Origin of the sequence: Mesorhizobium sp. LNHC221B00 (genome assembly GCF_000502935.1) — a bacterium.
GTDB classification, from domain to species: Bacteria; Pseudomonadota; Alphaproteobacteria; order Rhizobiales; family Rhizobiaceae; genus Mesorhizobium; species Mesorhizobium opportunistum.
Window position 1 is genome coordinate 40314 of record NZ_AYWR01000013.1, and the last position, 26176, is coordinate 66489.

The window sequence follows — 26176 nt, forward strand, 5'->3', positions numbered from 1 at the left end:
CTTCAGGCCCACTCGCCCTTGCGCATCACCGGCACGCGGGCACCGTCCTTGTGGACGCCGTCGATGTCGATCTTGTCCGAGCCGATCATCCAGTCGATGTGGATGAAGCTCTTGTTGCCGCCACGCGCGGCGATCTCGCCCTGGCTGAGCGATGCGCCGTCGACGAAGCACTTCGAATAGCACTGGCCGAGCGCGATGTGGCAGGCGGCGTTCTCGTCGAACAGCGTGTTGAAGAACAACAGGCCGCTAGCGGAGATCGGCGATGAATGCGGCACAAGCGCCACTTCGCCGAGGCGCCGCGCGCCTTCGTCGGTGTCGAGCACCTTCTTCAGCACGTCCTCGCCCTTCGATGCCTTTGCCTCGACGATCCGGCCCTCTTCGAACCGCACCGAGATATCGTCGATCAGCGTGCCCTGGTAGGAGAGCGGCTTGGTCGACGAGACATGGCCCTCGACGCGCCTGGCATGCGGCGTGGTGAAAACCTCCTCGGTCGGGATGTTGGGATTGCAGGTGATGCCATTCTTGGCGGTCGAGGCGCCGCCCATCCATTCGTGGCCGTCCGCCAACCCGACAGTGAGGTCTGTGCCCGGTCCCGTGAAATGCAGCGCGTGGAAATTGTGGCCGTTGAGCCATTCGGTGCGGCCGCGCAGCGCCGCATTGTGCTCCTTCCAGTTGCCGATCGGGTCCTCCACATCCACCCGCGAGGCGGCGAATATGGCGTCGGCGAGCTTGGCCACCGCAACATCGTCGGCGTCGTCCGGGAAGACCTGCTTGGCCCAGGCGAGGTCCGGATAGGCGACGATGTTCCAGTTGATGTCGAAGCCGGTGATCTTTTCCAGCGCCGGCTGGTAGGCCATCGAGTTTGCTTTGTTGGCGCGCGCCACTTTTGTCGGGTCTTGCGCCGACAACAGCGACGGATCCTCGCCGCGCACGGCCAGCCGCGCCGCATTGTTCGAAAAGGCTTTCGCCATGCCTTCATAGAGCCAGCCGGCGGCGCGGTCGAAACCCGCATCGGCGCCGAAGCGGTAGCGCGCCAGCGTCATCTCGTCGTCGTTGAAGATTGGCGTCACCAGTCCGGCGCCGGCCTTGTAGGCGTGCTCGACGATGCGCCTGGTCAGCGGCAGGGCCGCGATCGATGAGGTCAGCACCAGATCCTGACCGGGCTGCAGTTGCAGTCCGACCTTGATGGCGACTTCCGCCAGCCTGTCGAGCTTCACCGGGTCGATCGATGCGGAAACGCCGCGCGAATGTGTGGTCATGATCCTGCCTGCCGTCGTTGTTGGATTTCTCAATCTACATAGACCGACGACACTGCGCTTTCCACCGCGATCGCGCCGGTCGGGCGTGTGGTCGCCGATCCGAACTGCGCCATCGTCGCCGCGATCTCCTCCTTGATCCAGGCCTTGAAGTCCCGGACCTTGCGGCTCTCGGTCTTCTCCGCCGAAGTCACCAGCCAGTAGCCGAGCCCGCTCTGGGCGCGGATTCCGAATGGCGCCACCAGCCGCCCGTCGGCCAGCGCATCGGCCGCCAGCAATTGCCAGCCGAGCATCACGCCATGGCCGGCAATGGCCGATTCCAGGCACAGCATCGGATCGGTGAAGCGCGCGCCCTTCTGGAAGGTGACGGGTTGGACGCCGGCCGCGGCAAACCAGCTTTCCCAGTTGATCATCGCCCGCTCGTCGGTGATGGCGCATGTCTGGGCAAGGTCCTCGATCGATCTCAATTTCCGGGCGATGTCGGGTGCGCAGACCGGGAAGACCTCCTGCGCCAAAAGCAGTTCTGCCCGCCCGCCCGGCCATTTGCCGTCGCCGAGCCGAATGGCGATATCGATGTCGGAATGATCGAGATTGGCCAGCCGCACCGAGGCATCGATGCGCAGCAGCACGTTTGGATGCCGGTCGAAGTGACGCGATAGCCTGGGCAGCAGCCATTTCGAGGCGAAGGCCGGCGCCACCGAAACCACCAATGTGCATTGCGTCGCCTCATCGGCCAGCGCCACCGCCTGGGCCAGTTCGCGAAACCCCGCGCCGAGCCGCGTCGCGAACACGGCGCCGAATTCGGTCAGCACAAGGCCGCTCGTCGTGCGCTCGAACAGCGCCTGGCCGAGCTGCTTTTCGGTGCGGCTTATCTGCTGGCTGACGGCGCTGACGGAAACATTGAGTTCGCTCGCCGCCGCTGCGAGCGATCCGAGACGGGCTACGGTTTCGACGGCGCGAAGGCCGTTGAGGTGGATGCGGTTGAGCACGCTCATTTGAGATTTTCTAAACCGATCCGGCTGAAATCTCAATTGAAAGGCACATCGAAACGGCGGATTTTATCGATGGGAGACCGACCGGCGGAGCCGAAAAATGCCAGGGATATTGTCATCGCTGAAGGTCTTGTTCGCCGCGGCCTCGCCATACGAACCAGGCCGCGAGGGCGACACGCAGAGGTGGCTGACCGATCCGCTTTCGCATCCTGTGCTGAACACCATGTCGGAGCGCGAACTCGGCGATGTGCCGTTCAGGCTGACGGCACGGCGGACCGCGCATGAGACCGCTTCATTGCGCGCCAGTTTCGGCGGGCGCTGCTGAGCGGACGCCGCGCTTTCCAATTTCAGGACAGGTCGACCACGACCTGGCATTCCGCGGCCGTACTGGCCCAACGGATGGCGGATTGTTTCAGCGATCCCTGCATTTATTGTGCGCTGCAATGACATCAGCCAACTCGACAGCACTGCGCTACGCCTTCGCCGGCATGATCGCCATGGCCGTCGCCATGGGCATCGGCCGTTTCGTCTACACGCCGATCCTGCCCGGCATGATGGAAGAACTGCATCTGTCGCCGGCCAATGCCGGCTGGATCGCCTCGGCTAACTATCTCGGCTATCTCATCGGCGCGCTTGCCGCTGCGGGCGGCTGGGCGCATGGGCGCGAGCGTCCGCTGATGCTGGTCGGCCTCGGCGCCAGCACCATCCTGGCCGCGCTGATGGGGCTGACCGACGCCATGGCCGTCTTCCTCGCCGTCCGCTTTCTGGCCGGCCTGACGAGCGCCTTCGTCATGGTCTTCATGGCCAGCATTGTCTTCAGCCATATCGCGGCGGCCGGACGCGGCGACCTGCAGGCGTGGCATTTTGGCGGCGTTGGCCTCGGCATCGCGATCTCGGCGGCGATGATGGCGGTGCTGGTCGCCGAACATGCCGGCTGGGCGGCTGGCTGGTTGTGGTCGGCGGCAATTTCGGCATGCGGTTTCGTCGTCGTCGCGCTGTTGGTGAATGAAGGCCCGCTCGCCGATGCCGAGGCCGCCCGCGAGCCGGCGCTGCCGAAAGACCGGTCGCTGATGAAGATCATTGTCGCCTACGGCCTGTTCGGCTTTGGCTATGTGGTGACCGCGACATTCCTGGTCGCCATCGTCCGGCAAGGCGGAGGCAGCCGTGTTTTCGAGGCCATGGTGTGGATGGTCGCTGGCCTTGCCGGCTTTCCCTCGATCTGGTTCTGGCAGAAGATCGCGGACTGGATCGGGCTACACGCCGCCTATGCGCTGGCCTGCTTCATCGAAGTGATCGGGGTCATCGCCAGCGTGGCACTTGGCGGATATTCCGGACCGCTGCTTGGCGGTCTGCTGCTCGGTGGCACCTTCATCGCCATCACGGCGTTTGGTCTGCAGGCCGCGCGCCAGCAGGCGCCGAGGGCGCCCCGGCGTGTCTTTGCCTTGATGACGGCATCCTTCGGTTTTGGCCAGATCATCGGCCCGATCGCCGCCGGGCTTTTGGCGCAGGCGTCGGGCAATTTCTTCCTCGCTTCGATCGTTGCCGCGGCCATGCTGCTGGTCTCCGGCGCCGTCACATGGTCGGCTGCGCCAAAATCGCCATGATTTGTGGTCTTGCTCTGCGCCGGGCATCGGGCAGGCATTTTCTTTCCCCCTAATGTGTGACTTTATGCCCGCCAAACCCCGCTGATTTGCGCATAGATCGAGGAATTCGCCACAGTGTTCGTATCTTTCTTCCCGCAGCCGAAGCTGTTCTTCACTTCGGCCGCCGTCTGGAGCCTTGCGGCGATCTTGTTCTGGTTTTTCGGAGGTGAGCAGCTGGGGGCCATTATTGGCCTGCCGCCGGCCGCCGCCGACGCGCCGCCGATCATCGGCATCGCCGTGCTGGTGTCCAAGCCGTTCCTCTGGTTCTATATCTACTTCACGCTTTGCGTGGCCATCTTCTATGCCTTCTGGAGCTGGTATTCGCCGCATCCATGGCAGCGCTGGTCGATCCTGATGACGGCGGTCATCCTGTTCTTCATCTATTTCAACGTGCAGGTCAGTGTCGCCGTCAACGCCTGGTACGGCCCTTTCTTCGACTATGTGCAAGGGCTGATGTCGGGGACCGGAAAATCGACGAACGGAGAATTCTACACCGGATTGGCCGACTTCTCCTGGCTCGCTCTTGTCGGCATGAACGTGCAGGTGGTCAACGCCTTCATCGTCAGCCACTGGATCTTCCGCTGGCGCACGGCGATGAACAACTACTTCATCGAGAACTGGGCCAGGCTGCGCCACATCGAGGGCGCCTCGCAGCGTATCCAGGAAGACACGATGCGCTTCTCGCAGATCATGGAGGATCTCGGTTCCAGCTTCGTCCAGTCGATCATGACCTTGATCGCCTTCCTGCCGGTCATGATCCAGCTGCAGGCCCATATCAGCGAGTTGCCGATCGTCGGCGCGATCCCCCAGCCATTGGTGGTTGCAGCGCTTGCCTGGTGTCTGTTCGGCACGATCTCGGTGATGATTGCCGGCATGAAGCTTCCGGGGCTGCAGTTCCGCAACCAGCGCGTCGAGGCCGCTTACCGCAAGGAACTGGTCTATGGCGAGGATCATGCGGACAGGGCGCAACCCGCGACCACGTCCGAGCTGTTCGCGAATGTCCGCCACAATTATTTCAGGCTCTATTTCCACTACATCTATTTCAACGTCGTTCGGTACACCTACCTGCAGGCCGACAACATCTTCTCGCTGTTGATCCTGGGTCCGTCGCTGGTCGCGCACAAGATAACGTTCGGTGCCTTGAACCAGATATCGAACGCATTCGGCAAGGTGACGGGCTCGCTGCAGTTTCTGCTCACTTCGTGGTCGACCATCGTCGAGCTTCAGTCGGTCCACAAACGCCTGCGCGCCTTCGAGGCGACGCTTCTCGGCGAGCCGCTGCCCGATATCGACCAGCGCTATCTGGCAAGGCAGGGTGCTGAGGATCCGGCCTAAGACGATTTCGGTTTAATGCGAAACGGGTTGGCGGCTCAGCCGCCAACCGACGCCTGCCTCTCGCCGTCGCGTTGCCGCGAAACATAGTCGCGAAAGCTGATGCACTCGACGTCCGCTTTGACGCAGACCTCGCCGGCAAAGCGCTCCAGCGCGTTCCAGTAGGCGCCCTCATTCATCAGCGTGAAGTGGAAGCCGAGTTCGAGCGGAATGCGCTTGCCCTGGTATTGCGCATCGAAGGCGGCGCGAAAGGCTTCATAGGTCCGGCTGGCGAACTCGTCCGCCTTGCTTGGCCGCTCGAAGCCGCCGGAATGCCTGACATAGAGATTGTAATCCATGGCGATCACCGGCCGTGATTTCGGTCCTTCCGGAATCTGCGGCAGTGAAAAATGCATGATGCCGTTGCTGGCCGTCGGCAAGGCAGGGCCTTGCGAGACGCCGCTGGCGTCGAACTGGTAGCCGGCGGCGGGAAGTGCCTCGTAGAGCGCCTTGCCCGTCGACAGATACGGCGCGCGGAAACCGGCAACCCCATGCCGCGCGAAATCGCGCCAGCCCTTGGGCTCGGGCGCTATGCCGTTGATCGAATAGGCGTTCTCGAGAATGTGCTCGAACGAGCCGAACTCCTTCAGCCAGTCGGCCTTGCTCCAATCCTTGCCGTCGAAATGGCCGCAGGCGTGGCTGGCGATGTCGTGGCCCTCGTGCTCGGCGAGGCCGATCTGTTCGAGCCGCTCGGCCACTTCCTGTTTTGAAGCGGCAAAGCCGATGTTGGATTTGCCCGGTGTCTTGCCCGGCGCGGTGTATTCCTTGCGTGTCTCGGGCGACAGAAGGAAGACGCAGGAGACAAAATAGGTGAAATGCGCGCCGGTGCGCTGTGCCAGTGCCCGGCTGCGCTTCCACTGCGAGATGTCGCGGGCACTGTCGAAGGAGACGATGACGACCTGCTTCGGCTTTGCCGGCGTCGGCGCCGCGGGCGGATCGGCCAAAACCGCGCCGGCAGGTGCGAGCAAGGCAAGCGAGAACGCAACAATGCGGGACGAGCGATACATAGGGCAGGGGATCCAGGCTTCGGGCGGTCAACAAGCCGGCTATCGCCCAAATGTGGCGCCGGTGCGATTGGGCAAACATCGGTTTGCCCTGGAGCAAACACCCGTTTGCCCTGGGGAATAGGCGATTTTCCGGCCGAACCCCTTCCATGCCGACAAAATTTCGCTAAAACGCGGGCTCATGAACCGCCCCGGCCCGGGGCAGGAATGGTTTTGATTGATGTCCGACGACAGTTTTATCCGTGAAGTCAACGACGAGATGCGCCGCGACCAGGCGCAGAAGCTGTGGGACCGTTTCGGCCCGGCGTTGCTTGTCGCTGCGATCCTCGTGGTGCTCGGCACCGCCGCCTTCGTCGGCTATCGTTACTGGGACGAGACGCGCGCCAACCGCTCCGGCGACGCTTTCTCGCAGGCGCTCAAGCTTGCCAATGACGGCAAGAACGACGAGGCGCTGGCCGCGCTCGATCAATTGGAGAAGGACGGCTACGGCGCCTATCCGCTGCTCGCCCGCATGCGCGCCGCGACAGTCAAGGCAAGCAAGGGCGACGTCGATGCCGCCGTCAAGGACTTCGACGAGGTCGCCGCCGACACCGCCATTCCCCAGGGCATTCGCGACATGGCGCGGCTCAGGGCGGCGCTCCTGCTCGTCGACCACGGCTCCTTCGCCGACGTGTCCAGCCGCGTCGAGGCGCTGACCTCGGACACCAACACGCTGCGCCACACGGCGCGCGAGGCGCTCGGCCTTGCCGCCTGGAAGGAAGGCAAGACACAGGACGCTCTGAAGCTGTTCGACCAGATCGCCTCCGATGACGGCGCCCCGCGCAACACCCGCGAGCGGGCAACGCTGATGTCCGAGCTGATCCGTGGTTCGGGCAATGCGTCGTAAATGCATGTCGCCCAAAAGTGTGCAGCGGTTTTGGGACAACGACATGCATCATTGTAGGACCGTATGACCTTCAAAGTCGCCATCATCGGCAGACCTAACGTCGGCAAATCGACCCTTTTCAATCGGCTGGTGGGAAGGAAGCTGGCGCTTGTCGACGACACGCCGGGCGTCACCCGTGACCGTCGCGTCCATGCCGCCAAGCTCTACGACCTGCATTTCGACGTCATCGATACCGCCGGCTTCGAGGACGCGGCCGCCTCGACCTTGCCGGGCCGCATGCGCGCGCAGACCGAGATCGCCATTCGCGAGGCGGACCTGATCTTCTTCACCATCGATGCCAAATCCGGCCTGCTGCCCGACGACAGGACTTTTGCCGAGATCGTGCGAAAATCCGGCAAGCCGGTTGTGCTGGTCGCCAACAAGGCCGAGGCCAAGGGCGCGCAGGGCGGCATGCTGGAGGCATGGGAGCTCGGGCTGGGCGAGCCGATTCCGGTTTCGGCCGAACACGGCCAGGGCATGCCCGATCTGCGTGATGCGGTGATCGCGGCACTTGGCGAGGCGCGCGCTTTCGGCGAGGACGAGGAAGACGACCAGGAGATCGCTACCGGCGAGGTGCTGATCGGCGAGGACATCGCCGACCCGGACGCCGAGCCTGCCTATGACGACACCAAGCCGATGCGCATCGCTGTCGTCGGCCGCCCGAACGCCGGCAAGTCGACGCTGATCAACGCGCTGATCGGCGAGGAGCGGCTTTTGACCGGACCGGAAGCCGGCATCACCCGTGATTCGATCTCGGTCGACTGGGATTGGCGCGGCCGCCGCATCAAGCTGTTCGATACGGCCGGCATGCGCCGCAAGGCCAGGATTCACGAGAAGCTGGAAGTGATGTCGGTGCAGGACGGCTTGCGCGCCATCCGCTTCGCCGAGATCGTCATCATCGTGCTCGACGCCACCATTCCCTTCGAGAAGCAGGATCTGCAGATCGCCGACCTGATCATCCGCGAGGGCCGGGCGCCGGTGATCGCCTTCAACAAATGGGACTTGATCGATCATCCGCAGGAACTCCTGGCGGAACTGCGCGAGAAAACCGAACGGCTGTTGCCGCAGGCGCGCGGCATCCAGGCGGTGCCGGTCTCGGCCGAGACCGGTCGCGGCCTCGACAAGCTGATGGATGCGGTACTGAAGACGCACAAGGTGTGGAACAGCCGTGTTTCGACCGGCAAGCTCAACCGTTGGCTTGAAGCCATACTGGCGCATCATCCGCCGCCTGCCGTTGCAGGGCGCCGGCTGAAGGTCAAATATGTCACCCAGGCCAAGACGCGGCCGCCGGGCTTCGTGGTCCAGTGCTCGCGGCCGGATGCGATGCCGCAATCCTATGTCCGTTATCTCTCCAACAGCCTGCGCGAAGCCTTCGACATGCCGGGCGTACCGATCCGCATCGCGCTGCGCACCTCGGACAATCCGTTCGCCGGCCGGGCCAAGAAACGCGGCTGAGCCTCGGCTCGCCTGATCAGGCCACGGCACGCAAGCCCGCATCCTTTGTCCGCGTCGTTTCCGGCAGCGCCTGCCGCGCCGCCTCCAGCAGGATTTCGCCAAGGCGGGCCGCCACCGGCTCGGGCTCGGCATCCCTGCGATGCAGCAACAGCGCCATCTTGGGCAGCGCTGGCAGCCCGGCGATCTCCGGCGTCATCGCGCTGACGCTGGCCGGCAGGCCGATATCGGTGCGGATCGTCAGCCCCAGCCCCGCGGCGACCGCCGCCCAGATGCCGCCAAGGCTCGGGCTGGAGAAGGCCATGCGCCAGGGCAGGCCGGCACGGTCGAGCGTTTCGGTCGCCACCGTGCGCAGCAGGCAGGGCGCTTCGAGCGCTACCAGCGGCAGCGGCTCACCGTCACGCAGGCTGGTCTCGATGCGCTTTGCCGGACCGATCCAGCGCATTTGAACATCGGCGACGTGCTGGCTGTAAGGCAGCGTCTCCCCGCTGTGCCAGGCCAGCGCGATGTCGAGACTGCCGGACATGATCCTTTCGGCAAGCTCGTGGCTGCGCGCGATCCTGGCTTCGATCTTCACCTTGGGGTGGGCGCGGGCGAAGCGGCCGAGCACCTCGGGCAGCACCGCCTCGCCGAAATCCTCCTGCAGGCCGAGCCGCACCCAGCCTTCCAGCTCGACGTCGTGGATGGCTGCAGCCGCTTCATCATTCAATTCGAGCAGCCGGCGCGCATAGCCGAGCAAAGTCTCGCCGGCCTCAGTCAAGGCGAGGCCGCGTCCCGACTTGCGGAAGATCGGCGTCGCCGCCTGCTCTTCCAGTTTCTTCAACTGGGCGCTGACCGCCGAGGTCGAGCGGCCAAGCCGGTCGGCCGCCTTGGCGAAGCTGCCCAGCTCCATGCCGGTGACGAAACTGCGGAGAACGTCGAGGTCGAATGTTACGCGGCGCATGGGATTGTCCCGATTTTTCGAATCAAATGTCAAAAACTTCCTGATTTTAAGGACTGATTTATGGCGCTAGGTAAAGCCCGTCAAGGCCGGCAGCGCTGGCCACCACGGGAATAGAACCATGTCCGCCATCGTCGACTGCGCCGATCAACAGCCAGCGCAAATCCTGAAGGACAGGGCTGCCGGTCCCGCGGGGAGGGTATTCGGTCCCGGTCATCGCTGGAAGGTTCTGGGCATCGGCGTCGCCGCGAATGCCAGTTTCTCGGCGACCTTCTCCGGCATACCGGCAACGGCCGTCGTGCTCCGCCAGGGCTACCATTTGAGCAATGCGCAACTGGGCGTGGCGCTCGGCCTTCTCGGGCTGGGCGTTGCGCTCAGCGAGCTGCCATGGGGCCTGCTCACCGATCGCTGGGGCGACCGCCGCGTGCTTCTGATCGGGCTCGGCGCGACGGCTGCATGGCTGTTTGCCATGGCGATGCTCGTCGTGCCGACCAGAACCGGCGTCCCCGATGTCACGCTCCTGTCGGCGAGCCTGCTCTTCGCGGGATTGCTCGGCGGCAGCGTCAACGGTTCGAGCGGCCGCGCCATCATGGCCTGGTTCCGGGAAAGCGAACGCGGCTTTGCCATGAGCATAAGGCAGACGGCGGTGCCGCTTGGCGGCGGCCTCGGCGCACTGGTGCTGCCCTCACTTGCCCTGGCGTTCGGCTTTGCCGCGGTGTTCGGGCTGCTGGCGGCGGCATCCGCTCTCTCCGCCCTGTTCGCCTGGCGCTGGCTGCACGAGCCGCCGGCGCAGGACCACGGAAATGTCGCTTCGACGGCTGTGGCCGGACTGGCACCATTGCGCAACATCGAAGTCTGGCGCATCGCCACCGCCATTGGGCTGCTGTGCTTCCCGCAAGTGGCGGTGCTCACCTTCGCCTCGGTGTTCCTGCACGACTTCGCAGGGCTACGAACGGCAGCGATCAGCGCCAGCCTTGCCGCGGTGCAGACTGGTGCCATGGTCATGCGCGTCTGGAGCGGCCGCTTCACCGACCGCCATGGCAACCGCCGCCGGTTTCTGCGCTCATGCAGTGCGCTCAGCGCACTCGCCTTCCTGGTGCTCTGGGTGCTGGTCCTGGCCAGCCCCGCCATGCCTGGCGGCCAATCCTTCCTGATCGCTGTCCTTCCCCTGGTGCTGATTGTCGCGGGCATCTCGGTTTCGGCCTGGCATGGCGTTGCCTACACCGAGCTTGCCACGCTGGCCGGCGCCGGCCATGTCGGAACAGCACTCAGCCTAGCCAACACCTTTGTCTTCGTCGGCTTCTTCCTGGTGCCGGTGGCCATTCCCGGGCTGCTGCATCTCTGGTCATGGTCGGGCGTCTGGCTGTCGGCCGCGATCTGCGCGCTGATCGCCTGGCCGATCTTCCTGCGGCAAACTTGAGGAACGCCTGCCGCAAAACCGCCCGACTTCGGCGCCACGACCCTGAGGAGACTGGGACAACCCGATCGATCCCGTTAACGTCCCATCAAGGTTAATGCATCATTTTGCTCTCCAGTGGGGTCAGTAGCGTTCCTGGAGAGAGTTCCGTGCATCGACGTCTGTTGAAGCGGCTGGCAGCCGTCGCCGGTGAGAAAAAACGCAGCCTCGTGTCTCCGTTCATCATCGGTCTCGGCATCTGGATCGGCTTCCCGACCGTCGCCGCCTACCAGGACATGACAAGCCTTGTGTCCGGCCTGGAAGCGCCCACCGCGCGCTGGAATTCCTACGTCGAAAAATCGGTCGCCGGCTCGGTTCACGCAGCCGAGATGCCATTCATCGATTCCGACGTCACCGGTTCGATCTCCGGATCTGGTGTTCATCTGGCCGGCGTCGGCAACGTGTCGTTTCGCGGCAAGGGCGGCAAGGTCAGCGCCACGCCCGACGAGGCTCGCGTCGTGCGCGCCGACAAGAAGGGCCGCATCGTCCAGGTCTCTCCCGTTGCCCCGCCGAAGAACTTCAACGCAGGGTCGATCTTCCAGCGGACCTCATCCTTGATGCGGCCCAGCATGGACAGCGACCTGAAGATGGCCTTCGCCAAGCCGCAGATCAAAGGCAAGGAGATCCAGATCGCGGCCGCCTTCCATGCGCGTGAGGACAAGAAGCCCGATCCCGGCGTGCCGACCATGCTTGCCGCCCTGGTCAACAACGATCATCCGGATGTGCTGGCGACGGCCTATGCGCAATCCGAGCCGGACTATGCCAAGGCCTCGCCCTTCGAAGCCCTGCTGCAGGACGAGCAGCCCAACAGCGGCCGCTTCATCCCACCGATGGTCAAGGGTGACCACTCGTGGATCCAGAACCCGCTGCCTGAGAGCGTCTTTTCCAAGCCGGAGCAGAAATGCCTGGCCAACGGCATCTACTTCGAGGCGAGGAGCGAATCCGTGCGCGGTCAGGCTGCCGTCGCCCAGGTCATCCTCAACCGCGTCCGCAACCCGGCCTATCCGAATTCGATCTGCGGGGTCGTCTACCAGAACGACAGCTGGTTCAATCGTTGCCAGTTCTCATTCGCGTGTGACGGCAGGAAGAAGCGCATAGAGAGTCCAGCCGCCTACAAGACCGCCGAGGACATCGCCATGGCCGTCACCGCCGGCAAGATATTCATCCCGGAGGTCGGATCGTCGACCCACTACTACGCCCAGTACGTCCATCCCGGCTGGGCGCGCACGATGCAGAAGATGACCAAGATCGGCCTGCATATCTTCTACCGCACCTATAGTGGCGGCTGGAGCTGAGTGGCGTCGGTCGCCGGTCTTTTTCGGGCGGCCATGCGATCGATCAGGGGGCCATTGCCGGGGGGATTCGCGCAATGCATCCCCATCCTTGCGGCGGGCACGATGTCGCACCTCGCTAATCGATTGATTTTATTGTCAAAAATACATGGCAATGAACTTCCGCCCGTGGCTTGACGGGCGCAAACCCTCTAACTATGTTGCCGGCGACTTTACAAGCGGACGGACGGTAACGGTCTGACCGGGCAGGGGGGTTACGATGGCCAATAAAAATAGGCCAGACGGAACCGGAGAAACCGGCCGCGGCAAGCAGCACGAACCTGACATCCGTGACGACGATCTTGAGCGACGTCGGCGTGAACTTGAAGCATCGCTTGCGACAAGGCTGCCGAACCGGCTCGAGGGGAAAGACGACGCGAAAGCGGGCAGTGCGGCCGGATACGGCCAGGCGGTCAAACTCTCCAGTGAATTCATCGCTGGCGTGGTGGTGGGCGCCGGCATCGGCTGGATCATCGACCGTATGGCGGGGACATCGCCGTGGGGTCTGATCGTTTTCCTGCTGCTTGGGTTTGGCGCCGGCGTGCTCAATGTCATGCGATCCGCGGGCGTTGTGGCGGAATTCGGACAGGGCAATAAATCGCGCCCTGGCCGAGACGACAGCAAATAGCCGCGCTCGCGCGGCAATGGTAATTTGGCCGTACGCGGCATTGACGGGGTTAGAACGTGGCAGCTGACAAGGTCGATCCGATCCACCAGTTCCATATCATCAAGCTGGTTCCGATTAACATCGGCGGCTACGACCTGTCTTTCACGAATTCGGCACTGTTCATGGTCGCGACCGTGGTCGTTGCCGCGGCCTTCCTGCTGCTGACGACGTCGAGCCGCAGCCTGGTTCCAGGCCGGCTGCAGTCGATCTCCGAAATGGCCTATGAGTTCGTCGGCAACATGTTGCGCGACGCCGCCGGCACGCAAGGCATGAAGTTCTTCCCCTTCGTGTTCTCGCTGTTCATGTTCGTTCTGGTCGCCAACCTGCTCGGCCTGTTCCCCTATTTCTTCACCGTCACCAGCCACATCATCGTCACCTTCGGCCTCGCCGCATTGGTGATCGGAACCGTGGTGGTCTACGGCTTCATGAAGCATGGCCTCGGTTTCCTGAAACTGTTCGTGCCGCATGGCGTGCCGGTGTTCCTGTTGCCGCTGGTGGTGTTGATCGAAGTCATTTCCTTCGTGTCGCGCCCGGTCAGCCTCTCGGTTCGTCTGTTCGCCAACATGTTGGCGGGCCACATCACGCTCAAGGTGTTCTCCGGCTTCGTCGTCAGCCTCTCCGCGCTCGGCGCGGTCGGTGTCGCGGGCTCGGTCCTGCCGCTGGCCATGGCGGTGGCGCTGACGGCGCTTGAATTGCTGGTCGCCTTCCTGCAGGCCTACGTCTTCGCGGTGTTGACCTGTATGTATCTCAACGACGCCCTGCATCCCGGGCACTAAGGCCCCAAGAGTTTCCGGCCCAACGTTTCCAACATTGGCGCCGGATGGAAATCGCAACGGAATTTCAGATCCAAAGGAGTTGAACAAATGGACGCAGAAGCAGCAAAGTACATCGGCGCCGGCATCGCTTGCCTGGGCATGGGTGGCGCGGGCATTGGCCTGGGCAACATCTTCGGCAGCTACCTCTCGGGCGCACTGCGCAACCCGTCGGCTGCCGATGGCCAGTTCGGCCGCTTGATCTTCGGCTTCGCCGTGACCGAAGCTCTGGGCATTTTCTCGCTTCTCATCGCGCTTCTGGCCCTGTTCGGCTGAGCACTGGGAAGATTGGACAGGCCGGCCGCGCAAGCGGCGGGCCTGATATCTGGGGATAGTCCATGTTCGTGACATCTGCCTTCGCGCAAGAGTCCGCGCCATCAGCCGATACCAGCCACGCTGCGACGGAAGGCGACACGCATTCCGGCACCAGCGTGCCTGCGGAGGCGCACGGCACATTTCCGCCGTTCGATCCTGCGACCTTCCCGTCGCAGCTTCTGTGGCTGGCGATCACTTTTGGGCTGTTCTACCTCTTCCTGAAGCGGGTCGTGGTGCCGCGCGTCGGCGGCATCATCGATGTCCGCAACGACCGCATCAGCCAGGATCTCGACCAGGCATCCAAGCTGAAGGGCGAGGCCGACGCCGCGGTTGCTGCTTACGAGCAGGAACTGGCGGAAGCCAAAAAGAACGCCAACTCGATCGGCCAGCAGGCCGCCGATGCGGCCAAGGCGGAAGCCGACACCGCGCGCAAGAAGATCGAGGCCGCGCTCGACGAGAAGCTCGGCGAGGCCGAGGCGCGCATTTCTTCCATCAAGGCCAACGCCATGAAGGAAGTCGGCAGCATCGCCGAGGACACCGCTTCGGCGATCGTCGAAGCATTGGTCGGCGGCAAGGCCAGCAAGGCCGAGATCGCGGCCGCGGTCAAATCCGTGGCCCGGTGAGGAGCGCATCATGGACGCTACATCTCTCGCGACGCTCTGGGCAACGATAGCCCTTGTCATCTTCCTGGCCATCGCCGTCTACATCAAGGTGCCCCGCCTGATCGCCAAGGCGCTCGATGCCCGCGCCATGCGCATCAGCAGCGAACTCGACGAGGCACGCAAGCTGCGTGAGGAAGCCCAGCAACTGCTCGGCCAGTATCAGCGCAAGCGCAAGGAAGCCGAGCAGGAGGCAGCCGACATCGTCGCGGCCGCCAAGCGCGAGGCCGATCTGCTCGCCGCCGAAGCGCACAAGAAGACCGAAGACTATGTTACCAGGCGCACCGCGCTGGCCGAGCAGAAGATCGGCCAGGCCGAGCGTGACGCCATCAGCGAAGTCCGCGCCAGCGCCGTCGACATTGCCGTCGAGGCCGCCCGCGCGCTGCTCGCCGCCAAGGTCGACGTCAAGGCCGGAGCCGATCTGTTCAAGGCTTCGCTTGCGGACGTGAAGGCAAAGCTCAACTGAGCTGACAGCGTTGGAAATCAAAAAGCCGCCCCGGGCAACCTGGCGGCTTTTTTGTTGCGCGGGCATCAGATGGCGAAGGCGGCGAAGCGCTAATCTCCCTCCTTGAGGGGGAGATGGCCGGCAGGCCAGAGGGGGTCGCCTCACGTAATGCGCCGGCCTGATGTTTCATATGAAGGGGCGTCGCGCCCAGTCGAACCTACCCCCTCTGTCGCCTTCGGCGATATCTCCCCCTCGAGTGGGGAGATCAGCTACCGTCGCCGGCGCTCAATCCAACCCGTCGAAGCTCTCTTCTTCAACCACCTCGGCGCCACCAAGCCTGAACGGTGAGAACGACACGCGGTGCAGGCGCGCGACCGGGCCGTGCGCCTCGATGGCCGTGCGGTGCCGGGCCGTGGCGTAACCCATGTGCACCTCGAATCCATAGCGGCCGTTATGGCTGCCGCAACCGCACATCATGCGGTCGCGCATGACCTTGGCGACGATGGAGGCAGCGGCGATCGATTGCGAGCGTTGGTCGCCCTTGATCAATGCGCGGCCCTCGCACGGCAACCCCGGCGGCACGTCGCGTCCGTCGGCAAGCGCGAGCTTAGGCCGAACCGACAGCCCGACCAGCGCGCGTCGCATCGCCTCAAGGCTCGCCTTGAGGATATTGCTGCCGTCGATGCCCTCGGCACTGATCGAGGCCATCGAGACCGCCTGCGCGGAGCCCAGAATGCGCAGGAACAATGCCTCGCGCTGCGAATGGCTGAGCCGTTTGGAATCGTCGAGGCCTTCGGGAATGTTGGCTGGGTCGAGCACCACTGCAGCCGCGACCACCGGCCCGGCCAGCGGGCCGCGGCCAGCCTCGTCCATCCCTGCCACTGGCCACAGGCCATCGGCCATCGCCTTCGTCTCGAAGGAGAAATCGGGTTTCTCGACAATTTCGAAGAGAAGCGGAGAATCAGAATGCGCGCGAGCCATGTTGCGGCGAGGTTCGCATCGGTTCCGATTCTCCGCAAGTCCCTCCGGGTCGGGTGGGGCGCCGGACCGGGAGGGCACCGTCTGCTGGCCGGGGCAGGCCGGACGGGATTTCACAAGCGAAAAGGGCAGATCAAAGCAGCATCAGCTGCTCCTGGTCCTTTCCCGCGGCGACGAACTGGTCGGTTCGCAGCGTGCGCCGTTCGGCATTGAGGCCGAGCCGCTTGGCGGTGATTTCGAAGCGCCGGCCGATCTGCCAGGCATAAGGTCCGGCGCCCTTCATGCGCTTGCCCCATTCCGAATCGTAGTCCTTGCCGTCGCGCATCGAGCGGATCAGCGACATCACGTGGCGATAGCGGTCGGGATAGTGGCGCAGCAGCCAGTCCTTGAAGATCGGGCTGACCTCCAGCGGCAGGCGCAGCACGACATAACCCGCCTCGCGCGCGCCGGCAGCGCTCGCCGAATCGAGGATCCGTTCCATCTCCTGGTCGGTGAGGCCGGGGATGATCGGCGCCACCATGACCGAGGCCGGAATGCCGGCATCGGAAAGCTGCCTGATCGCTTCCAGCCGCTTGGTCGGCGTCGATGCGCGCGGCTCCATCGTGCGCGCCAGCATGCGGTCGAGCGTCGTCACCGACAGCGCCACCTTGGCGAGCCCGCGCTCGGCCATGCGCGACAGGATGTCGATGTCGCGGGTCACCAAAGCGGATTTGGTGACGATGCCGACCGGATGGCCGCGCGCCTCCAGCACTTCGAGGATCTCGCGCATGATCCGGTACTGCTTCTCGATTGGCTGGTAGGGATCGGTGTTGGTGCCGATGGCGATGGTGCGCGGCTGGTAGCCGTCCTTCGACAGTTCCTTGTCGAGTAGCCGCGCCGCGTCCGGCTTGGCGAACAGCTTGGATTCGAAATCCAGGCCCGGCGACAGGCCCATGAACGAATGGGTCGGCCGCGCGAAGCAATAGACGCAGCCATGTTCGCAGCCGCGATAGGGGTTGATCGAACGGTCGAAGGAAATGTCGGGCGATTCATTGCGGGTGATGATGGTGCGCGGCTTTTCCACCTGCACCTCGGTCTTGAATGGCGGCAATTCCTCCAGCGAACTCCAGCCATCGTCGAAGACATGACGGGTGACCGGCTCGAACCTGCCGGACGGATTGATGCCCGCCGAGCGGCCACGGTTGCGATCCGGGCGGATGCGCATGCCGCTCTGCTCGATCATCGCATTGGCCATCTCGGCCCGTCCTGCTCCGAAGGCTGCAATGTCGGCGCGCATGATCGGCTCCATCTTCGCCCGCTCCCAGGGACTGTCCATGTTGTGTCGAATCGCTCTGCTCATGAAATTATTCCTATTTCCTTGATGAGAACAAAGCAAGAACTTTCTGCGGTGCGCTGCAGGAACTGGCATCGCGGCCGTCTTTCCGCTATTCGGCTGACGATGCTCAGTGTTCTCATCGAAACCCGCAATGACGAGGAGGGTCTCGCCCGCACGCTCGGTTCGCTGATTGGCGGCGCCGTCGAGGGCGTGGTGCGCGAGGTCGTCGTCTGCGATATCGGCTCCACCGACCAGACGCATCATGTCGCCGAACATGCCGGCTGCCACTATGTGGCGAGCGGCGGTATCGCCGCCGGCATCAGGCAAGCCAAGGGCGACTGGCTGTTGCTGCTGGAGCCGGGGGCGCGGCTGGTGGAAGGCTGGACCGAAGCGGTCGTCGCCCACACAGCCCGGCAAACGATGGCGGCGCGGTTCTCGCGCTCACGCGGCAGCCGTGTGCCGTTCCTGGCGCGGGTGTTTTCGGGAAATCGCGCGCTGGCCGGCGGACTGGTGATCAGCAAGCGGCAGGCAGCGTCCTTGTCGAAGCACGCCGGCAGTGCCGAGGCGCTTGCACGCGGCCTGGCGACAAAGAAGCTCGACGCCGAGATCTGGGTAGCGCCGGCGAAGCGGGAATCGCGCAAGTGATTCTTTTGCAGCTGCACGTCTACGTCAGGGCAGCCACAATCGCCGCGCCCTCATGCATCAGCTGGCCCTGCTGGTCGGGTCATCCCGCCAAGGAGGTCTTGGACGTCTATGGCGAGCAAAGCTTGGTGACGCTGACCGGCGAAGCTGGCCTCGGCTTCGTCGAGGACCCGTCGGCTTCCACATGGGCACCGTGCCGGCGCGCACTCCGCGGCTGATGATGGAAGTCGACATCGGCGTATCCGCGCCTTCGCGCCGGCGGTTTCACGGCGAACCGGTCATCCGCTGAAAGCGGACAGGATCTCCATAGGCATCCAGCGTGCCTGTCGCCGGGCAATGCGGCCTTGCCTGCTCTCGGCATCATAGTCCATGGCCGCTGGCTCGCGGCTGAACCGCAGCCGGTCGTCCAGGGCATTGGCGATGACGATCGCCCTTGTATCCCCACTGTCGGTGGTGACCGCCGCGATATAGACGCCGCAGTCCCGGCAGATCAAATAGTCGGCGGTGCGCAATCCGAACCGGTATCTGTGCAACCGGGCGTCGTCCTCGACCGAGACGATCAATTGGCCGTTCGGATCGGCAACGGCGCGCGAGCCATGTTTGACGCAGAACGCGCATTGGCAGGCGCGGACTTCGATTTGCGAAGGGTCGAGCTCGGTTGAAAATCGAAGGCGTATGTTGCCGCAATGGCATCCGCCGGCATGCACAGTCATCGCTTCCGCCTCGTGTCAACGGCAAGGGCCGCCGCCACGAAGGGTACTTCCTCCGGCATCGGGTTTGGAATGGTCTTTCGAAGGCGAGGGCAGCCTTTTGCCTGGCAAACGCGACGTGAAACCAGCGCCTGGCCTCGGCTTTACGGAGCTGATTTGCCGCGCCGCAGGTGCTCGTCGAGGCGCGGCATGATCTCGACGAAGTTGCAGGGCATATGCCGGTAGTCGAGCTGCGCCTTCAAGATGCCATCCCAGGCGTCCTTGCAGGCACCGGGCGAGCCCGGCAGTACGAAGACGAAGGTGGCGTTGACGACGCCGCCGGTCGCCCGGCTCTGGATCGTCGAGGTGCCGATCTTGTCGTAGGAGATGCGGTGGAACACTTCCGAAAAGCCGTCCATGCGCTTTTCGAAGATCGGTTCCAGCGCCTCCGGGGTAACGTCGCGGCCAGTGAAACCGGTGCCGCCGGTGGTGATCACGACATCGATCGCCGCGTCCTTCGACCAGCCAAGCACCTTGTCGCGGATCTTGTCGCGGTCGTCGGTGACTATGTCGCGGGCGGCCAGGATGTGGCCGGCCTCGGTGATGCGGTCGGCCAGCGTCTGTCCGGATTTGTCGTCGGCGAGGCTGCGTGTGTCGGAAACGGTCAGCACCGCGACACGCACCGGAACGAAGGAACGGCTCCCGTCAGTTCTGGCCATCAGCGCCCTCCGATGCGATGCTGCGCGTCGCCGCGACGAACCAGTCGGGCTGGCGGCCGCGGATCTCGGCCGCCGCGCGCTTGGCGACATTGCCAGTCTCGAACAGGCCGAAGCACGTCGCGCCCGATCCGGACATGCGTGAAAAACCCGATCCAGCCTTGTCGAGCCATGAAAGCGCCCGGCCTATGGCGGGCTGTATCGCCTGCGCCGCCGGTTGGAGATCGTTGCGGGTGAGTTCCAGCCAGTTGCGCAGGCTGTGAAAGTCGATGCCGCGCGGCAGCGGCGGCAACGGCTCGTTGTCGCGGCGGGAAAGCGCTGCGAAGACATCCGCCGTCGAGACCGGCATGCCCGGATTGACCAGCACCAGCCCCAGCGCCGAGACGTCCGGCACCATCGACAGCTCGTCACCAATGCCGCGCGCGACCAGCGGCCTGGCCGCCAGGCACATCGGCACATCGGCGCCAAGCGAAAGCCCGATCCGCGCCAGCCCGGCGCCATCGATGTCCAGACCCCATGCCTGTACCAGCCCGCGCAATACCGCCGCCGCGTCACTGGATCCGCCGCCGACACCGGAGGCGACAGGCAGGTTCTTTTCAAGCTTGATGGCGACAGGCGGGGTCTTGTGCGGTCCGGCCTCTCCTCGCAGCGCATCGCGCGCCTTCAACACCAGATTGCCGGCGTCGAGGGGAACCTCCGGCGCATATCGCCCGGACACGGTGAAATCGTCGCTGTCGGCGAGCGCGACCTCGACCCGGTCGCCAAAACGCGTGAACACCGCCAGGCTTTCGATCAGGTGATAGCCGTCTGCGCGCCTTCCCGTGACATGCAGCGCCAGGTTGATCTTGGCGGGCGCATGCCAGGTACGCGAACCGATGTCGGTGTTCACGGCGTCAGTCGTTTGGGAGATGATGCTCAGTCCTTGGCCAGCCGGTATTCGCCGGTCTTGGGATCCTTGACCAGCGTTCCCATCGCGCCGTTGGCCGCCTGCTTTTCGGTGCGCCGCACCTTGGCCGTCACGCGCTCGGCTTCGCGCACGAATGTGCGGTAGCCGAAATAGGCGGCGACGCCAACGACGGTGAAGAAAATGATCTGCGGCATGTCAAAACTCCTCCCACGCTGGGCCGGCGAAGGCGGCCGGTCGGGTCGGTTGATGCATGTCGCCCAAAAATGTGTTCGGTTTTGGCAAGACGACAGGCACGAGACTTCAAGGCACCTATGCTAGACGGTTTTACGCGGTTTTCAAAGCCCGAACCGAGCCCACAACGCGCGCTCTTCCGCCGCATCGATGACCCCGCTGGCAGCCGCAGCGGCGATATCGGGCGCGGAAAAGCCCTGGCTCGAGCCGAACAGGCCGAAGCGGCCGAGGAAGCCGCGCGGCGCGGTAATCAGCCTGAGCTGGGTCTTCGCCCCGAACCGGGTCTTGAGCACCGTGCGCATGTCGCTGAGCGCATCGACGAGGCCAAGCTCCAGGCCCTTCTTGCCGGTCCAGAACAGGCCGGTGAACAGGTCCGGATCGTCCGTCAGCTTGGTGCCTCGCCGCTCCTTGACCAGATCGATGAAGGTCTCGTGCACCTCGAGCTGCAATGCCTTCAGCCGTTCGACGTCCTCCTTCTTCTCCGGCTTGAATGGATCGAGCACCGCCTTGTTCTGGCCGGCGGTGTGGACACGGCGCTCGACGCCGATCTTCTTCATCAGCTCCGGAAAACCGAACGAGGCCGAGACCACGCCGATGGAACCGACGATCGAGGACGGATCGGCGAAGATTTCGTCACCGGCGACCGCGATCATGTAGCCGCCCGAAGCCGCGACATCCTCGACGAATACCAGCACCTTTTTGTTCTTTTCGGTCGCCAGGTCGCGGATGCGCTTGAAGATCAGCCGCGACTGGACCGGTGAGCCGCCAGGCGAATTGATCGAGATGGCGACAGCGGGCGCTTCGAAGGAGAACGCCTTCTCGATCAGGCCGGCAGTGGAGGCAAGCGACAGGCTCGGCCGGAACGGACCGCCGCCGGCCATGATGGTGCCGTGCAGCCGGATGACCGGAATGGTGACGACGGTGGAGCGCCAGGATTTCGGCAGCAGGCGGTTGAAAAGACGTTTCACGTGGATGGGCTCTCCGGTCGATGGGTTGCAGGCATGTAGGGATTCCCCGGCCAACGGCAATGTGGTGGCCAGGAATAGCTCAATCTCCGAACAGCGAGGCGAGACCGTTGGTGATCATTTCGCTGCGCTCGTCGGGACCATTGCCCGATAGCGCGTGAAGCATCAGCGGCGGGCGGATGGCAAGCTTTCCCCGCGCCCCGAGCGTCGCCCGCACGACGATGCGGATCGCCGCCGCGTCGGGGCGAGGATGGACAGCGAGCATCTCGGCATCGCCGAAACGGCCTGATATCGCATCGAGGATGGCACCGAGTTGCTCGGGCCGCGCAATGACCGCAAGCCCGCCACGCGGCCTGACCACCGCCGCCGCACTTCTGATCCAGCTCTCGAACAGCCCGTCCTCCATGACATGGGCTTCCTTCCTCAGGGGGGCGGGGGTTGCCCGGTCCCGGGGGGCATTGAAAGGCGGGTTCATGATGACGAAGTCGAAGTCATTGTCGGCGAGGCCGGACGCCGCCCGTGCCCGGCCCGACATCGTGACATCGGCGACAAGCACCGACGCTCGATCGCTGAGATGCGCATTGCCGGGATGGGCAAGGGTGGCCGCCGCGAAGGCCGCCATTTCCGGCGCGCGCTCGACGAGCACGGCCGCCGCACCCGGGCAGCGCGACAGCACGGCGAGGCCTGCTGCGCCCGCTCCGGCACCGAAATCGGCGAGGCGTCCGCCAAAGGAGGATGGCACGGATGCCGCCAGCATCATTGCATCCATGCCGGCGCGATGGCCGCCATGCTTTGGCTGCACGAGCCAGAACCGGCCGCGATGGAAGGCGTCGACCGTGTGGGCCGGTGTGTCCGGGCCAAAGGTGTCAAGGGCAGGGGCGGCTGGGGCTGCCAACATTATTTTCCGCGTATCTCGTTGGCGATGCCGGCATCGGTCAGGATACGCCGCGCCGCGTCGGCCTTTTCGGCGTCGACCATGACGCGCCGTGGCAGGATGCCGAGCGAGCCGTCGAGCACGCTCATGTTCTGGTCGGCGACGAAACAGCCGATGCCGGCATCGCGCATCAGCGATTCGACAAAGGAGATGATGACGGCGTCGTTGGTGCGGATCAGCTCTATCATCGGGCGAAACTCTCAGTTTGCGGCGCCGATGTAAACGGCCATGCGGATTCCATGGCACACTCCGACTCAGTCTCGGCCCGCTCCGGCGTTGGCCCCGATCGGTATCGGTTGACAGCCTGTCATCGTCGCCGCGCCAATTCGCCACTTGCCGTGGCCGTATCCGCCGCCCTAGAGTCCATACGGGACTAAGGGTGCCGTCGCACGCGTTATACCAAGACGGGAGTGATTGTCGTGGGTGTCGTTCTCAACATCGAAAATGGGAAGCGGGAACCCGCGTCCATCAAGGATCTCATCGACCTGACGGCAGCCGACATGGGACGCGTCAACGAATTGATCCTGTCCAAGGCCGGCTCCGACGTCGAGATGATCCCGGAGGTCGCCAACCATCTGATCTCGTCCGGCGGCAAGCGGCTGAGGCCGATGCTGACGCTCGCAGCCGCCCAGATGTTCGGCTATTCCGGCGAGGGCCACGTCAAGCTCGCCACCTCTGTCGAATTCATGCACACCGCCACGCTGCTCCATGACGACGTTGTCGACGAGAGCGGCATGCGCCGCGGCAAGAAAACCGCCCGCATGATCTGGGGCAACCAGGCGAGCGTGCTGGTCGGCGATTTCCTGCTCGGCCAGGCGTTCCGCATGATGGTCGATGTCGGCTCGCTGGAAGCCCTCGACATCTTGTCCAGCGCAGCCTCGATCATCGCCGAGGGCGAGGTCATGCAGCTTGCCGCCGCCAAGAACCTCGAAACCACCGAGGACGAGCATTTCGCCGTCATCAAGGCCAAGACCGCTGCCCTGTTTTCGGCCGCTGCCGAGGTCGGTCCCGTCATCGCCCAGGCGACCCGCAACGACCGTGCGGCCCTGCGCTCCTACGGCATGAATCTCGGCCTCGCCTTCCAGCTGATCGACGATGCGCTCGACTATGGCGGCACCAGCAAGGACCTCGGCAAGAATGTCGGCGACGATTTTCGCGAGGGCAAGGTGACCCTGCCGGTCATCCTCGCCTACCGGCGCGGCAGCAAGGCCGAACGCACCTTCTGGAAGCGCGCCATCGAGGACAATGTCGTCGATGACGCCGGCCTGGAAAAGGCGATCGGCCTGATGACCCGCCACGGCGCCATTGCCGACACGATCGGACGCGCCCGTCATTTCGGCGAGATCGCCCGTGATGCGTTGGCGCCGCTGGAAGAGACGCCGCCGAAGTCGGCGCTGATCGACGTCATCGATTTCTGCATCAGCCGGGTGAATTGAGGGGCTGTCTTTCACGGAATTCCCTCTGGCTCGTGCCGAGGGGGAGAATCTGTGAAAGCCGTTCTCGCCGTCTCGACAAACCACCCCGTCGCAAATTATCTATAAAACATGGCAAAGGGCACGGACGACACCATCGCGGTGCGCATCGGCAAGGCGCTGGCGGACCGCATCATCTCCGGCGCGATCGAGCCGGGGGCAAGGCTTCGGCAGGATCATATCGCCGAGGAATTCAACACCAGCCATGTTCCCGTGCGCGAGGCTTTCCGCCGCCTGGAGGCGCAAGGGCTAGCGGTCAGCGAGCCGCGCCGAGGGGTGCGCGTAGCGGCTTTCGATCTCGGCGAGGTCAAGGAAGTCGCCGAAATGCGGGCCGCCCTCGAAGTGCTGGCGCTGCGCCATGCCGCGCCGCATCTGACGTCGGCCATTCTCGATCTCGCCGAGGAAGCGACAAAGGCAGGCGACAAATCCCGCGACGTCAGGTCGTGGGAAGAAGCCAACCGCGCCTTTCACCGGCTGATCCTCGCGCCATGCGGCATGCCGCGCCTGCTCGCCACCGTCGACGACCTGCACGCCGCCAGCGCCCGTTTTCTGTTCGCGGCATGGCGCTCGGAGTGGGAGACGCGGACCGATCAGGACCACAGGGCGATATTGGCCGCCTTGCGGCAGGGAAACACCGAATCCGCCGCCGCGACGCTCGGGCGGCATGTCCAATGGATTGGCCGCAAGCCGGTCAGGACGGCCTCCGGCGCGACGCGCGAAGCCTTTGCCATCGTCGGCTGAAGCACGTCGCCCAACGGGCCCCGGTTTGGTGAACGACATGCATAAAAACAAACAGGCCTGAAGCACGCCGCGGCATGCTTTTGGCAGCCTTTGCACAGCGAAGGCTTGCTATCCCCGAGGAAATGTGGATTCGATAATAGATCGAAAACGGAAATTATCTACAATTTCAATCGGTCGAAGGAATTCTCATGACAGACATCGCATTCGCGTCCCGCAAGCCGTCCTTCAGCCCGCTCCGGCTCCAGGATCGCTCGCTCGCATGGCAGGTCGGAGCCGTCGTGCTCGGCACGCTGTTCCTTGCGCTGTCCTCCTACATCGAAGTGCCCATGGTGCCCGTGCCGGTGACCATGCAGACCTTCGCCGTGACCCTGATCGGTGCGCTCTACGGTTGGCGGCTTGGCACGGTCACCATTGCCGCCTGGCTGGTCGAAGGCGCGGCCGGCTTCCCGGTCCTGGCCGGAGGCGCTGCCGGGCTGCAGCATTTCGTTGGGCCGACTGGCGGCTATCTCTTTGCTTTTCCGGTCACCGGCGCGCTTGTCGGCTGGCTGGCCGAACGCGGCTGGAACGGCAACAGGGTGGTGCTCGCCTTCGCCGCCATGCTGCTCGGCAACCTTGCCTGTCTGGTGCTCGGAACGGCATGGCTCGCTGTCATGATCGGCGCCGAACAGGCCATCACCTTCGGCTTCCTGCCGTTCATCGTCGGTGGCTTGCTCAAATCGGCGCTCGGTGCCGCGACGCTCATGGCGCTTCGCGGCAAGGCCAAGCCCGCCAATTCGTGACGATCGTCCAATCCGTGACGATCAGCCAATCCGTGACGATCAGACTGCGCGCCCACCATCTCCTTTGCCTGCTCACCTATGTGGGCAAAGGATACAGCTCTGCCTTCACCGCCAACTATGACGGGATCGCGGAGCGCCTGAGCCGGGGCGAGGATATCCTCCTCGTCTCCGGACCGGACGACATCTGCGCCCCGTTGCTCGACGAACCCGAGCCGCACTGCCTGCGCGACAGCGCGTCCGCACGCGACCAACTGGCCGCGCGGGAGGTCGAGGATCTGCTGGCCCGGCCGATCCACGCCGGCGCCCGTCTCGACCTCGACGCCGCCACGCTGGTGCGGATGCGGCAGGCATTTTCGACCGGCCTCGTGCGCAAGGCGTGCGAAGGCTGCGAATGGAGCGCGCTGTGCAGCACCGTTGCGGCCGGCAATTATCGCGATACGCGGCTGCAGCGGTTCGCGGAGACGGAAAACTGTCCTTTCTAGCCATGGTTTGTTAATCGGGTGACCCGATTGTGAATTTCAGGCGGATTGAAGCGCGAC

The 26176-nt window shown here is 64.3% G+C and carries 30 protein-coding genes and 1 pseudogene; 18 read left to right on the plus strand and 13 right to left on the minus strand.

From position 1 onward, the window contains the following. Window positions 1-2: 2 nt before the first annotated feature. Together X741_RS149245 and X741_RS0135230 are read right to left on the minus strand one after the other, a co-directional pair. Entirely contained in the window at window positions 3-1259 is a 1257-nt protein-coding gene (locus X741_RS149245; protein ID WP_023778631.1) for an aminopeptidase, read from the minus strand. A gap of 29 nt (window positions 1260-1288) precedes the next feature. Further along, window positions 1289-2251 (minus strand): LysR substrate-binding domain-containing protein, encoded by a 963-nt coding sequence (locus tag X741_RS0135230; protein WP_031250197.1) that lies wholly within the window; start codon window positions 2249-2251, stop codon window positions 1289-1291. Between the two features lie 97 nt (window positions 2252-2348). On the opposite strand from X741_RS0135230, the gene X741_RS149240 reads away from it, so the two are divergent. The 3 genes from X741_RS149240 (at window position 2349) to sbmA (ending at window position 5226) form a co-directional block, all read left to right on the plus strand. Continuing rightward, a complete protein-coding gene (locus tag X741_RS149240; RefSeq protein WP_023778632.1) occupies window positions 2349-2573 on the plus strand; it encodes a hypothetical protein in 225 nt (74 codons plus the stop codon). A gap of 118 nt (window positions 2574-2691) precedes the next feature. Continuing rightward, window positions 2692-3852, plus strand: a complete 1161-nt coding sequence (locus X741_RS149235; RefSeq protein ID WP_023778633.1) for a YbfB/YjiJ family MFS transporter — start codon at window positions 2692-2694, stop codon at window positions 3850-3852. 114 nt (window positions 3853-3966) lie between these two features. Then, entirely contained in the window at window positions 3967-5226 is a 1260-nt protein-coding gene (gene sbmA / locus X741_RS149230) for a peptide antibiotic transporter SbmA (RefSeq protein WP_023778634.1), read from the plus strand. Between the two features lie 35 nt (window positions 5227-5261). On the opposite strand, the gene X741_RS149225 is transcribed toward sbmA, so the two are convergent. Further along, on the minus strand, window positions 5262-6269 hold the full coding sequence (locus tag X741_RS149225) for a polysaccharide deacetylase (RefSeq protein WP_023778635.1): 1008 nt from the start codon (window positions 6267-6269) through the stop codon (window positions 5262-5264). A 217-nt stretch (window positions 6270-6486) separates the two neighbouring features. Here X741_RS149225 and X741_RS149220 point away from each other — a divergent pair, with 217 nt between their 5' ends. Next, window positions 6487-7152: a tetratricopeptide repeat protein gene (locus X741_RS149220; RefSeq protein WP_013896729.1), complete on the plus strand. Its 666-nt coding sequence runs from the start codon at window positions 6487-6489 to the stop codon at window positions 7150-7152. A gap of 63 nt (window positions 7153-7215) precedes the next feature. Continuing rightward, window positions 7216-8646, plus strand: a complete 1431-nt coding sequence (gene der, locus X741_RS149215; protein ID WP_023764553.1) for a ribosome biogenesis GTPase Der — start codon at window positions 7216-7218, stop codon at window positions 8644-8646. Window positions 8647-8662: 16 nt separating this feature from the next. On the opposite strand, the gene X741_RS149210 is transcribed toward der, so the two are convergent. Next, on the minus strand, window positions 8663-9586 hold the full coding sequence (locus X741_RS149210; protein WP_023778636.1) for a LysR substrate-binding domain-containing protein: 924 nt from the start codon (window positions 9584-9586) through the stop codon (window positions 8663-8665). A gap of 118 nt (window positions 9587-9704) precedes the next feature. Between X741_RS149210 and X741_RS149205 the strand changes: the two genes are divergently transcribed. The 7 genes from X741_RS149205 (at window position 9705) to X741_RS149175 (ending at window position 15289) form a co-directional block, all read left to right on the plus strand. Then, window positions 9705-11003 (plus strand): MFS transporter, encoded by a 1299-nt coding sequence (locus X741_RS149205; RefSeq protein ID WP_023778637.1) that lies wholly within the window; start codon window positions 9705-9707, stop codon window positions 11001-11003. Window positions 11004-11149: 146 nt separating this feature from the next. Further along, window positions 11150-12334: a cell wall hydrolase gene (locus tag X741_RS149200; protein ID WP_023778638.1), complete on the plus strand. Its 1185-nt coding sequence runs from the start codon at window positions 11150-11152 to the stop codon at window positions 12332-12334. A 256-nt stretch (window positions 12335-12590) separates the two neighbouring features. Then, the gene (locus X741_RS149195) at window positions 12591-12998 is read left to right on the plus strand and encodes an AtpZ/AtpI family protein (RefSeq protein ID WP_023764549.1); all 408 of its coding nucleotides are present in this window, start codon (window positions 12591-12593) and stop codon (window positions 12996-12998) included. A gap of 56 nt (window positions 12999-13054) precedes the next feature. Then, entirely contained in the window at window positions 13055-13813 is a 759-nt protein-coding gene (locus X741_RS149190; RefSeq protein ID WP_013896723.1) for a F0F1 ATP synthase subunit A, read from the plus strand. Between the two features lie 87 nt (window positions 13814-13900). After that, complete coding sequence (locus X741_RS149185) at window positions 13901-14125, plus strand: F0F1 ATP synthase subunit C (RefSeq protein ID WP_013896722.1); 225 nt, start codon at window positions 13901-13903, stop codon at window positions 14123-14125. Between the two features lie 62 nt (window positions 14126-14187). Next, window positions 14188-14787 (plus strand): F0F1 ATP synthase subunit B, encoded by a 600-nt coding sequence (locus X741_RS149180; protein WP_023778639.1) that lies wholly within the window; start codon window positions 14188-14190, stop codon window positions 14785-14787. A 10-nt stretch (window positions 14788-14797) separates the two neighbouring features. Beyond that, complete coding sequence (locus X741_RS149175; RefSeq protein WP_023778640.1) at window positions 14798-15289, plus strand: F0F1 ATP synthase subunit B; 492 nt, start codon at window positions 14798-14800, stop codon at window positions 15287-15289. A 264-nt stretch (window positions 15290-15553) separates the two neighbouring features. Here X741_RS149175 and X741_RS149170 read toward each other — a convergent pair whose 3' ends face one another. Further along, window positions 15554-16249, minus strand: a complete 696-nt coding sequence (locus X741_RS149170) for a ribonuclease HII (RefSeq protein WP_023778641.1) — start codon at window positions 16247-16249, stop codon at window positions 15554-15556. Between the two features lie 130 nt (window positions 16250-16379). Next, window positions 16380-17534 (minus strand): PA0069 family radical SAM protein, encoded by a 1155-nt coding sequence (locus X741_RS149165; protein WP_023778642.1) that lies wholly within the window; start codon window positions 17532-17534, stop codon window positions 16380-16382. A gap of 150 nt (window positions 17535-17684) precedes the next feature. On the opposite strand from X741_RS149165, the gene X741_RS149160 reads away from it, so the two are divergent. Both X741_RS149160 and X741_RS1000000171065 read left to right on the plus strand, forming a co-directional pair. Next, window positions 17685-18206: a glycosyltransferase gene (locus tag X741_RS149160; RefSeq protein ID WP_023778643.1), complete on the plus strand. Its 522-nt coding sequence runs from the start codon at window positions 17685-17687 to the stop codon at window positions 18204-18206. Window positions 18207-18231: 25 nt separating this feature from the next. After that, window positions 18232-18492 (plus strand): annotated as a pseudogene (locus X741_RS1000000171065) (hypothetical protein); the annotation flags it as partial. Here X741_RS1000000171065 and X741_RS149150 read toward each other — a convergent pair. The 7 genes from X741_RS149150 to X741_RS149120 form a co-directional block, all read right to left on the minus strand. Next, complete coding sequence (locus X741_RS149150) at window positions 18482-18916, minus strand: hypothetical protein (RefSeq protein ID WP_031250198.1); 435 nt, start codon at window positions 18914-18916, stop codon at window positions 18482-18484. The pseudogene X741_RS1000000171065 and the gene X741_RS149150 sit on opposite strands and share 11 nt — an antisense overlap. Window positions 18917-19056: 140 nt before the next feature. Continuing rightward, a complete protein-coding gene (gene moaB, locus X741_RS149145; RefSeq protein WP_023778646.1) occupies window positions 19057-19611 on the minus strand; it encodes a molybdenum cofactor biosynthesis protein B in 555 nt (184 codons plus the stop codon). Continuing rightward, window positions 19598-20497: a 4-(cytidine 5'-diphospho)-2-C-methyl-D-erythritol kinase gene (locus X741_RS149140; protein ID WP_023778647.1), complete on the minus strand. Its 900-nt coding sequence runs from the start codon at window positions 20495-20497 to the stop codon at window positions 19598-19600. The genes moaB and X741_RS149140 overlap by 14 nt, the downstream gene beginning before the upstream one ends. Before the next feature lie 26 nt (window positions 20498-20523). Beyond that, window positions 20524-20709: a membrane protein gene (locus tag X741_RS149135; protein ID WP_013896713.1), complete on the minus strand. Its 186-nt coding sequence runs from the start codon at window positions 20707-20709 to the stop codon at window positions 20524-20526. Between the two features lie 141 nt (window positions 20710-20850). After that, window positions 20851-21714: a S49 family peptidase gene (locus X741_RS149130; protein ID WP_023778648.1), complete on the minus strand. Its 864-nt coding sequence runs from the start codon at window positions 21712-21714 to the stop codon at window positions 20851-20853. A gap of 79 nt (window positions 21715-21793) precedes the next feature. After that, entirely contained in the window at window positions 21794-22609 is an 816-nt protein-coding gene (locus X741_RS149125; RefSeq protein ID WP_023778649.1) for a methyltransferase, read from the minus strand. Then, window positions 22609-22833, minus strand: coding sequence for a DUF2007 domain-containing protein (locus X741_RS149120; protein WP_013896710.1), 225 nt, complete (start codon window positions 22831-22833; stop codon window positions 22609-22611). The genes X741_RS149125 and X741_RS149120 overlap by 1 nt, the downstream gene beginning before the upstream one ends. Before the next feature lie 231 nt (window positions 22834-23064). Here X741_RS149120 and X741_RS149115 point away from each other — a divergent pair, with 231 nt between their 5' ends. From X741_RS149115 to X741_RS149100, 4 genes are all read left to right on the plus strand, one after another. Then, window positions 23065-24081 (plus strand): polyprenyl synthetase family protein, encoded by a 1017-nt coding sequence (locus tag X741_RS149115; RefSeq protein WP_023778650.1) that lies wholly within the window; start codon window positions 23065-23067, stop codon window positions 24079-24081. A gap of 108 nt (window positions 24082-24189) precedes the next feature. After that, window positions 24190-24858 carry a GntR family transcriptional regulator gene (locus tag X741_RS149110; RefSeq protein WP_023764537.1) on the plus strand — a complete coding sequence of 223 codons (669 nt, stop codon included), beginning with the start codon at window positions 24190-24192 and terminating at the stop codon, window positions 24856-24858. A 188-nt stretch (window positions 24859-25046) separates the two neighbouring features. After that, the gene (locus X741_RS149105; protein WP_023778651.1) at window positions 25047-25637 is read left to right on the plus strand and encodes a biotin transporter BioY; all 591 of its coding nucleotides are present in this window, start codon (window positions 25047-25049) and stop codon (window positions 25635-25637) included. 32 nt (window positions 25638-25669) lie between these two features. Next, the gene (locus tag X741_RS149100) at window positions 25670-26119 is read left to right on the plus strand and encodes a DUF1284 domain-containing protein (RefSeq protein ID WP_023778652.1); all 450 of its coding nucleotides are present in this window, start codon (window positions 25670-25672) and stop codon (window positions 26117-26119) included. The last annotated feature ends 57 nt before the right edge of the window (window positions 26120-26176 follow it).

Bases quoted from the DNA above. Each gene is read 5' to 3' on its own strand.
- der (WP_023764553.1), top strand. From the start codon at position 7,216: ATGACCTTCAAAGTCGCCATCATCGGCAGACCTAACGTCGGCAAATCG.
- X741_RS149150 (WP_031250198.1), bottom strand. From the start codon at position 18,916: ATGACTGTGCATGCCGGCGGATGCCATTGCGGCAACATACGCCTTCGA.
- X741_RS149120 (WP_013896710.1), bottom strand. From the start codon at position 22,833: ATGATAGAGCTGATCCGCACCAACGACGCCGTCATCATCTCCTTTGTC.
- X741_RS149110 (WP_023764537.1), top strand. From the start codon at position 24,190: ATGGCAAAGGGCACGGACGACACCATCGCGGTGCGCATCGGCAAGGCG.
- X741_RS149245 (WP_023778631.1), bottom strand. From the start codon at position 1,259: ATGACCACACATTCGCGCGGCGTTTCCGCATCGATCGACCCGGTGAAG.
- moaB (WP_023778646.1), bottom strand. From the start codon at position 19,611: ATGGCCAGAACTGACGGGAGCCGTTCCTTCGTTCCGGTGCGTGTCGCG.
- X741_RS149170 (WP_023778641.1), bottom strand. From the start codon at position 16,249: ATGGCTCGCGCGCATTCTGATTCTCCGCTTCTCTTCGAAATTGTCGAG.
- X741_RS149175 (WP_023778640.1), top strand. From the start codon at position 14,798: ATGGACGCTACATCTCTCGCGACGCTCTGGGCAACGATAGCCCTTGTC.
- X741_RS149240 (WP_023778632.1), top strand. From the start codon at position 2,349: ATGCCAGGGATATTGTCATCGCTGAAGGTCTTGTTCGCCGCGGCCTCG.
- X741_RS149185 (WP_013896722.1), top strand. From the start codon at position 13,901: ATGGACGCAGAAGCAGCAAAGTACATCGGCGCCGGCATCGCTTGCCTG.
- X741_RS149210 (WP_023778636.1), bottom strand. From the start codon at position 9,586: ATGCGCCGCGTAACATTCGACCTCGACGTTCTCCGCAGTTTCGTCACC.
- X741_RS149180 (WP_023778639.1), top strand. From the start codon at position 14,188: ATGTTCGTGACATCTGCCTTCGCGCAAGAGTCCGCGCCATCAGCCGAT.
- X741_RS149105 (WP_023778651.1), top strand. From the start codon at position 25,047: ATGACAGACATCGCATTCGCGTCCCGCAAGCCGTCCTTCAGCCCGCTC.
- X741_RS149135 (WP_013896713.1), bottom strand. From the start codon at position 20,709: ATGCCGCAGATCATTTTCTTCACCGTCGTTGGCGTCGCCGCCTATTTC.
- X741_RS0135230 (WP_031250197.1), bottom strand. From the start codon at position 2,251: ATGAGCGTGCTCAACCGCATCCACCTCAACGGCCTTCGCGCCGTCGAA.
- X741_RS149225 (WP_023778635.1), bottom strand. From the start codon at position 6,269: ATGTATCGCTCGTCCCGCATTGTTGCGTTCTCGCTTGCCTTGCTCGCA.
- X741_RS149125 (WP_023778649.1), bottom strand. From the start codon at position 22,609: ATGTTGGCAGCCCCAGCCGCCCCTGCCCTTGACACCTTTGGCCCGGAC.
- X741_RS149205 (WP_023778637.1), top strand. From the start codon at position 9,705: ATGTCCGCCATCGTCGACTGCGCCGATCAACAGCCAGCGCAAATCCTG.
- X741_RS149195 (WP_023764549.1), top strand. From the start codon at position 12,591: ATGGCCAATAAAAATAGGCCAGACGGAACCGGAGAAACCGGCCGCGGC.
- X741_RS149165 (WP_023778642.1), bottom strand. From the start codon at position 17,534: ATGGAGCCGATCATGCGCGCCGACATTGCAGCCTTCGGAGCAGGACGG.
- X741_RS149220 (WP_013896729.1), top strand. From the start codon at position 6,487: ATGTCCGACGACAGTTTTATCCGTGAAGTCAACGACGAGATGCGCCGC.
- X741_RS149235 (WP_023778633.1), top strand. From the start codon at position 2,692: ATGACATCAGCCAACTCGACAGCACTGCGCTACGCCTTCGCCGGCATG.
- X741_RS149160 (WP_023778643.1), top strand. From the start codon at position 17,685: ATGCTCAGTGTTCTCATCGAAACCCGCAATGACGAGGAGGGTCTCGCC.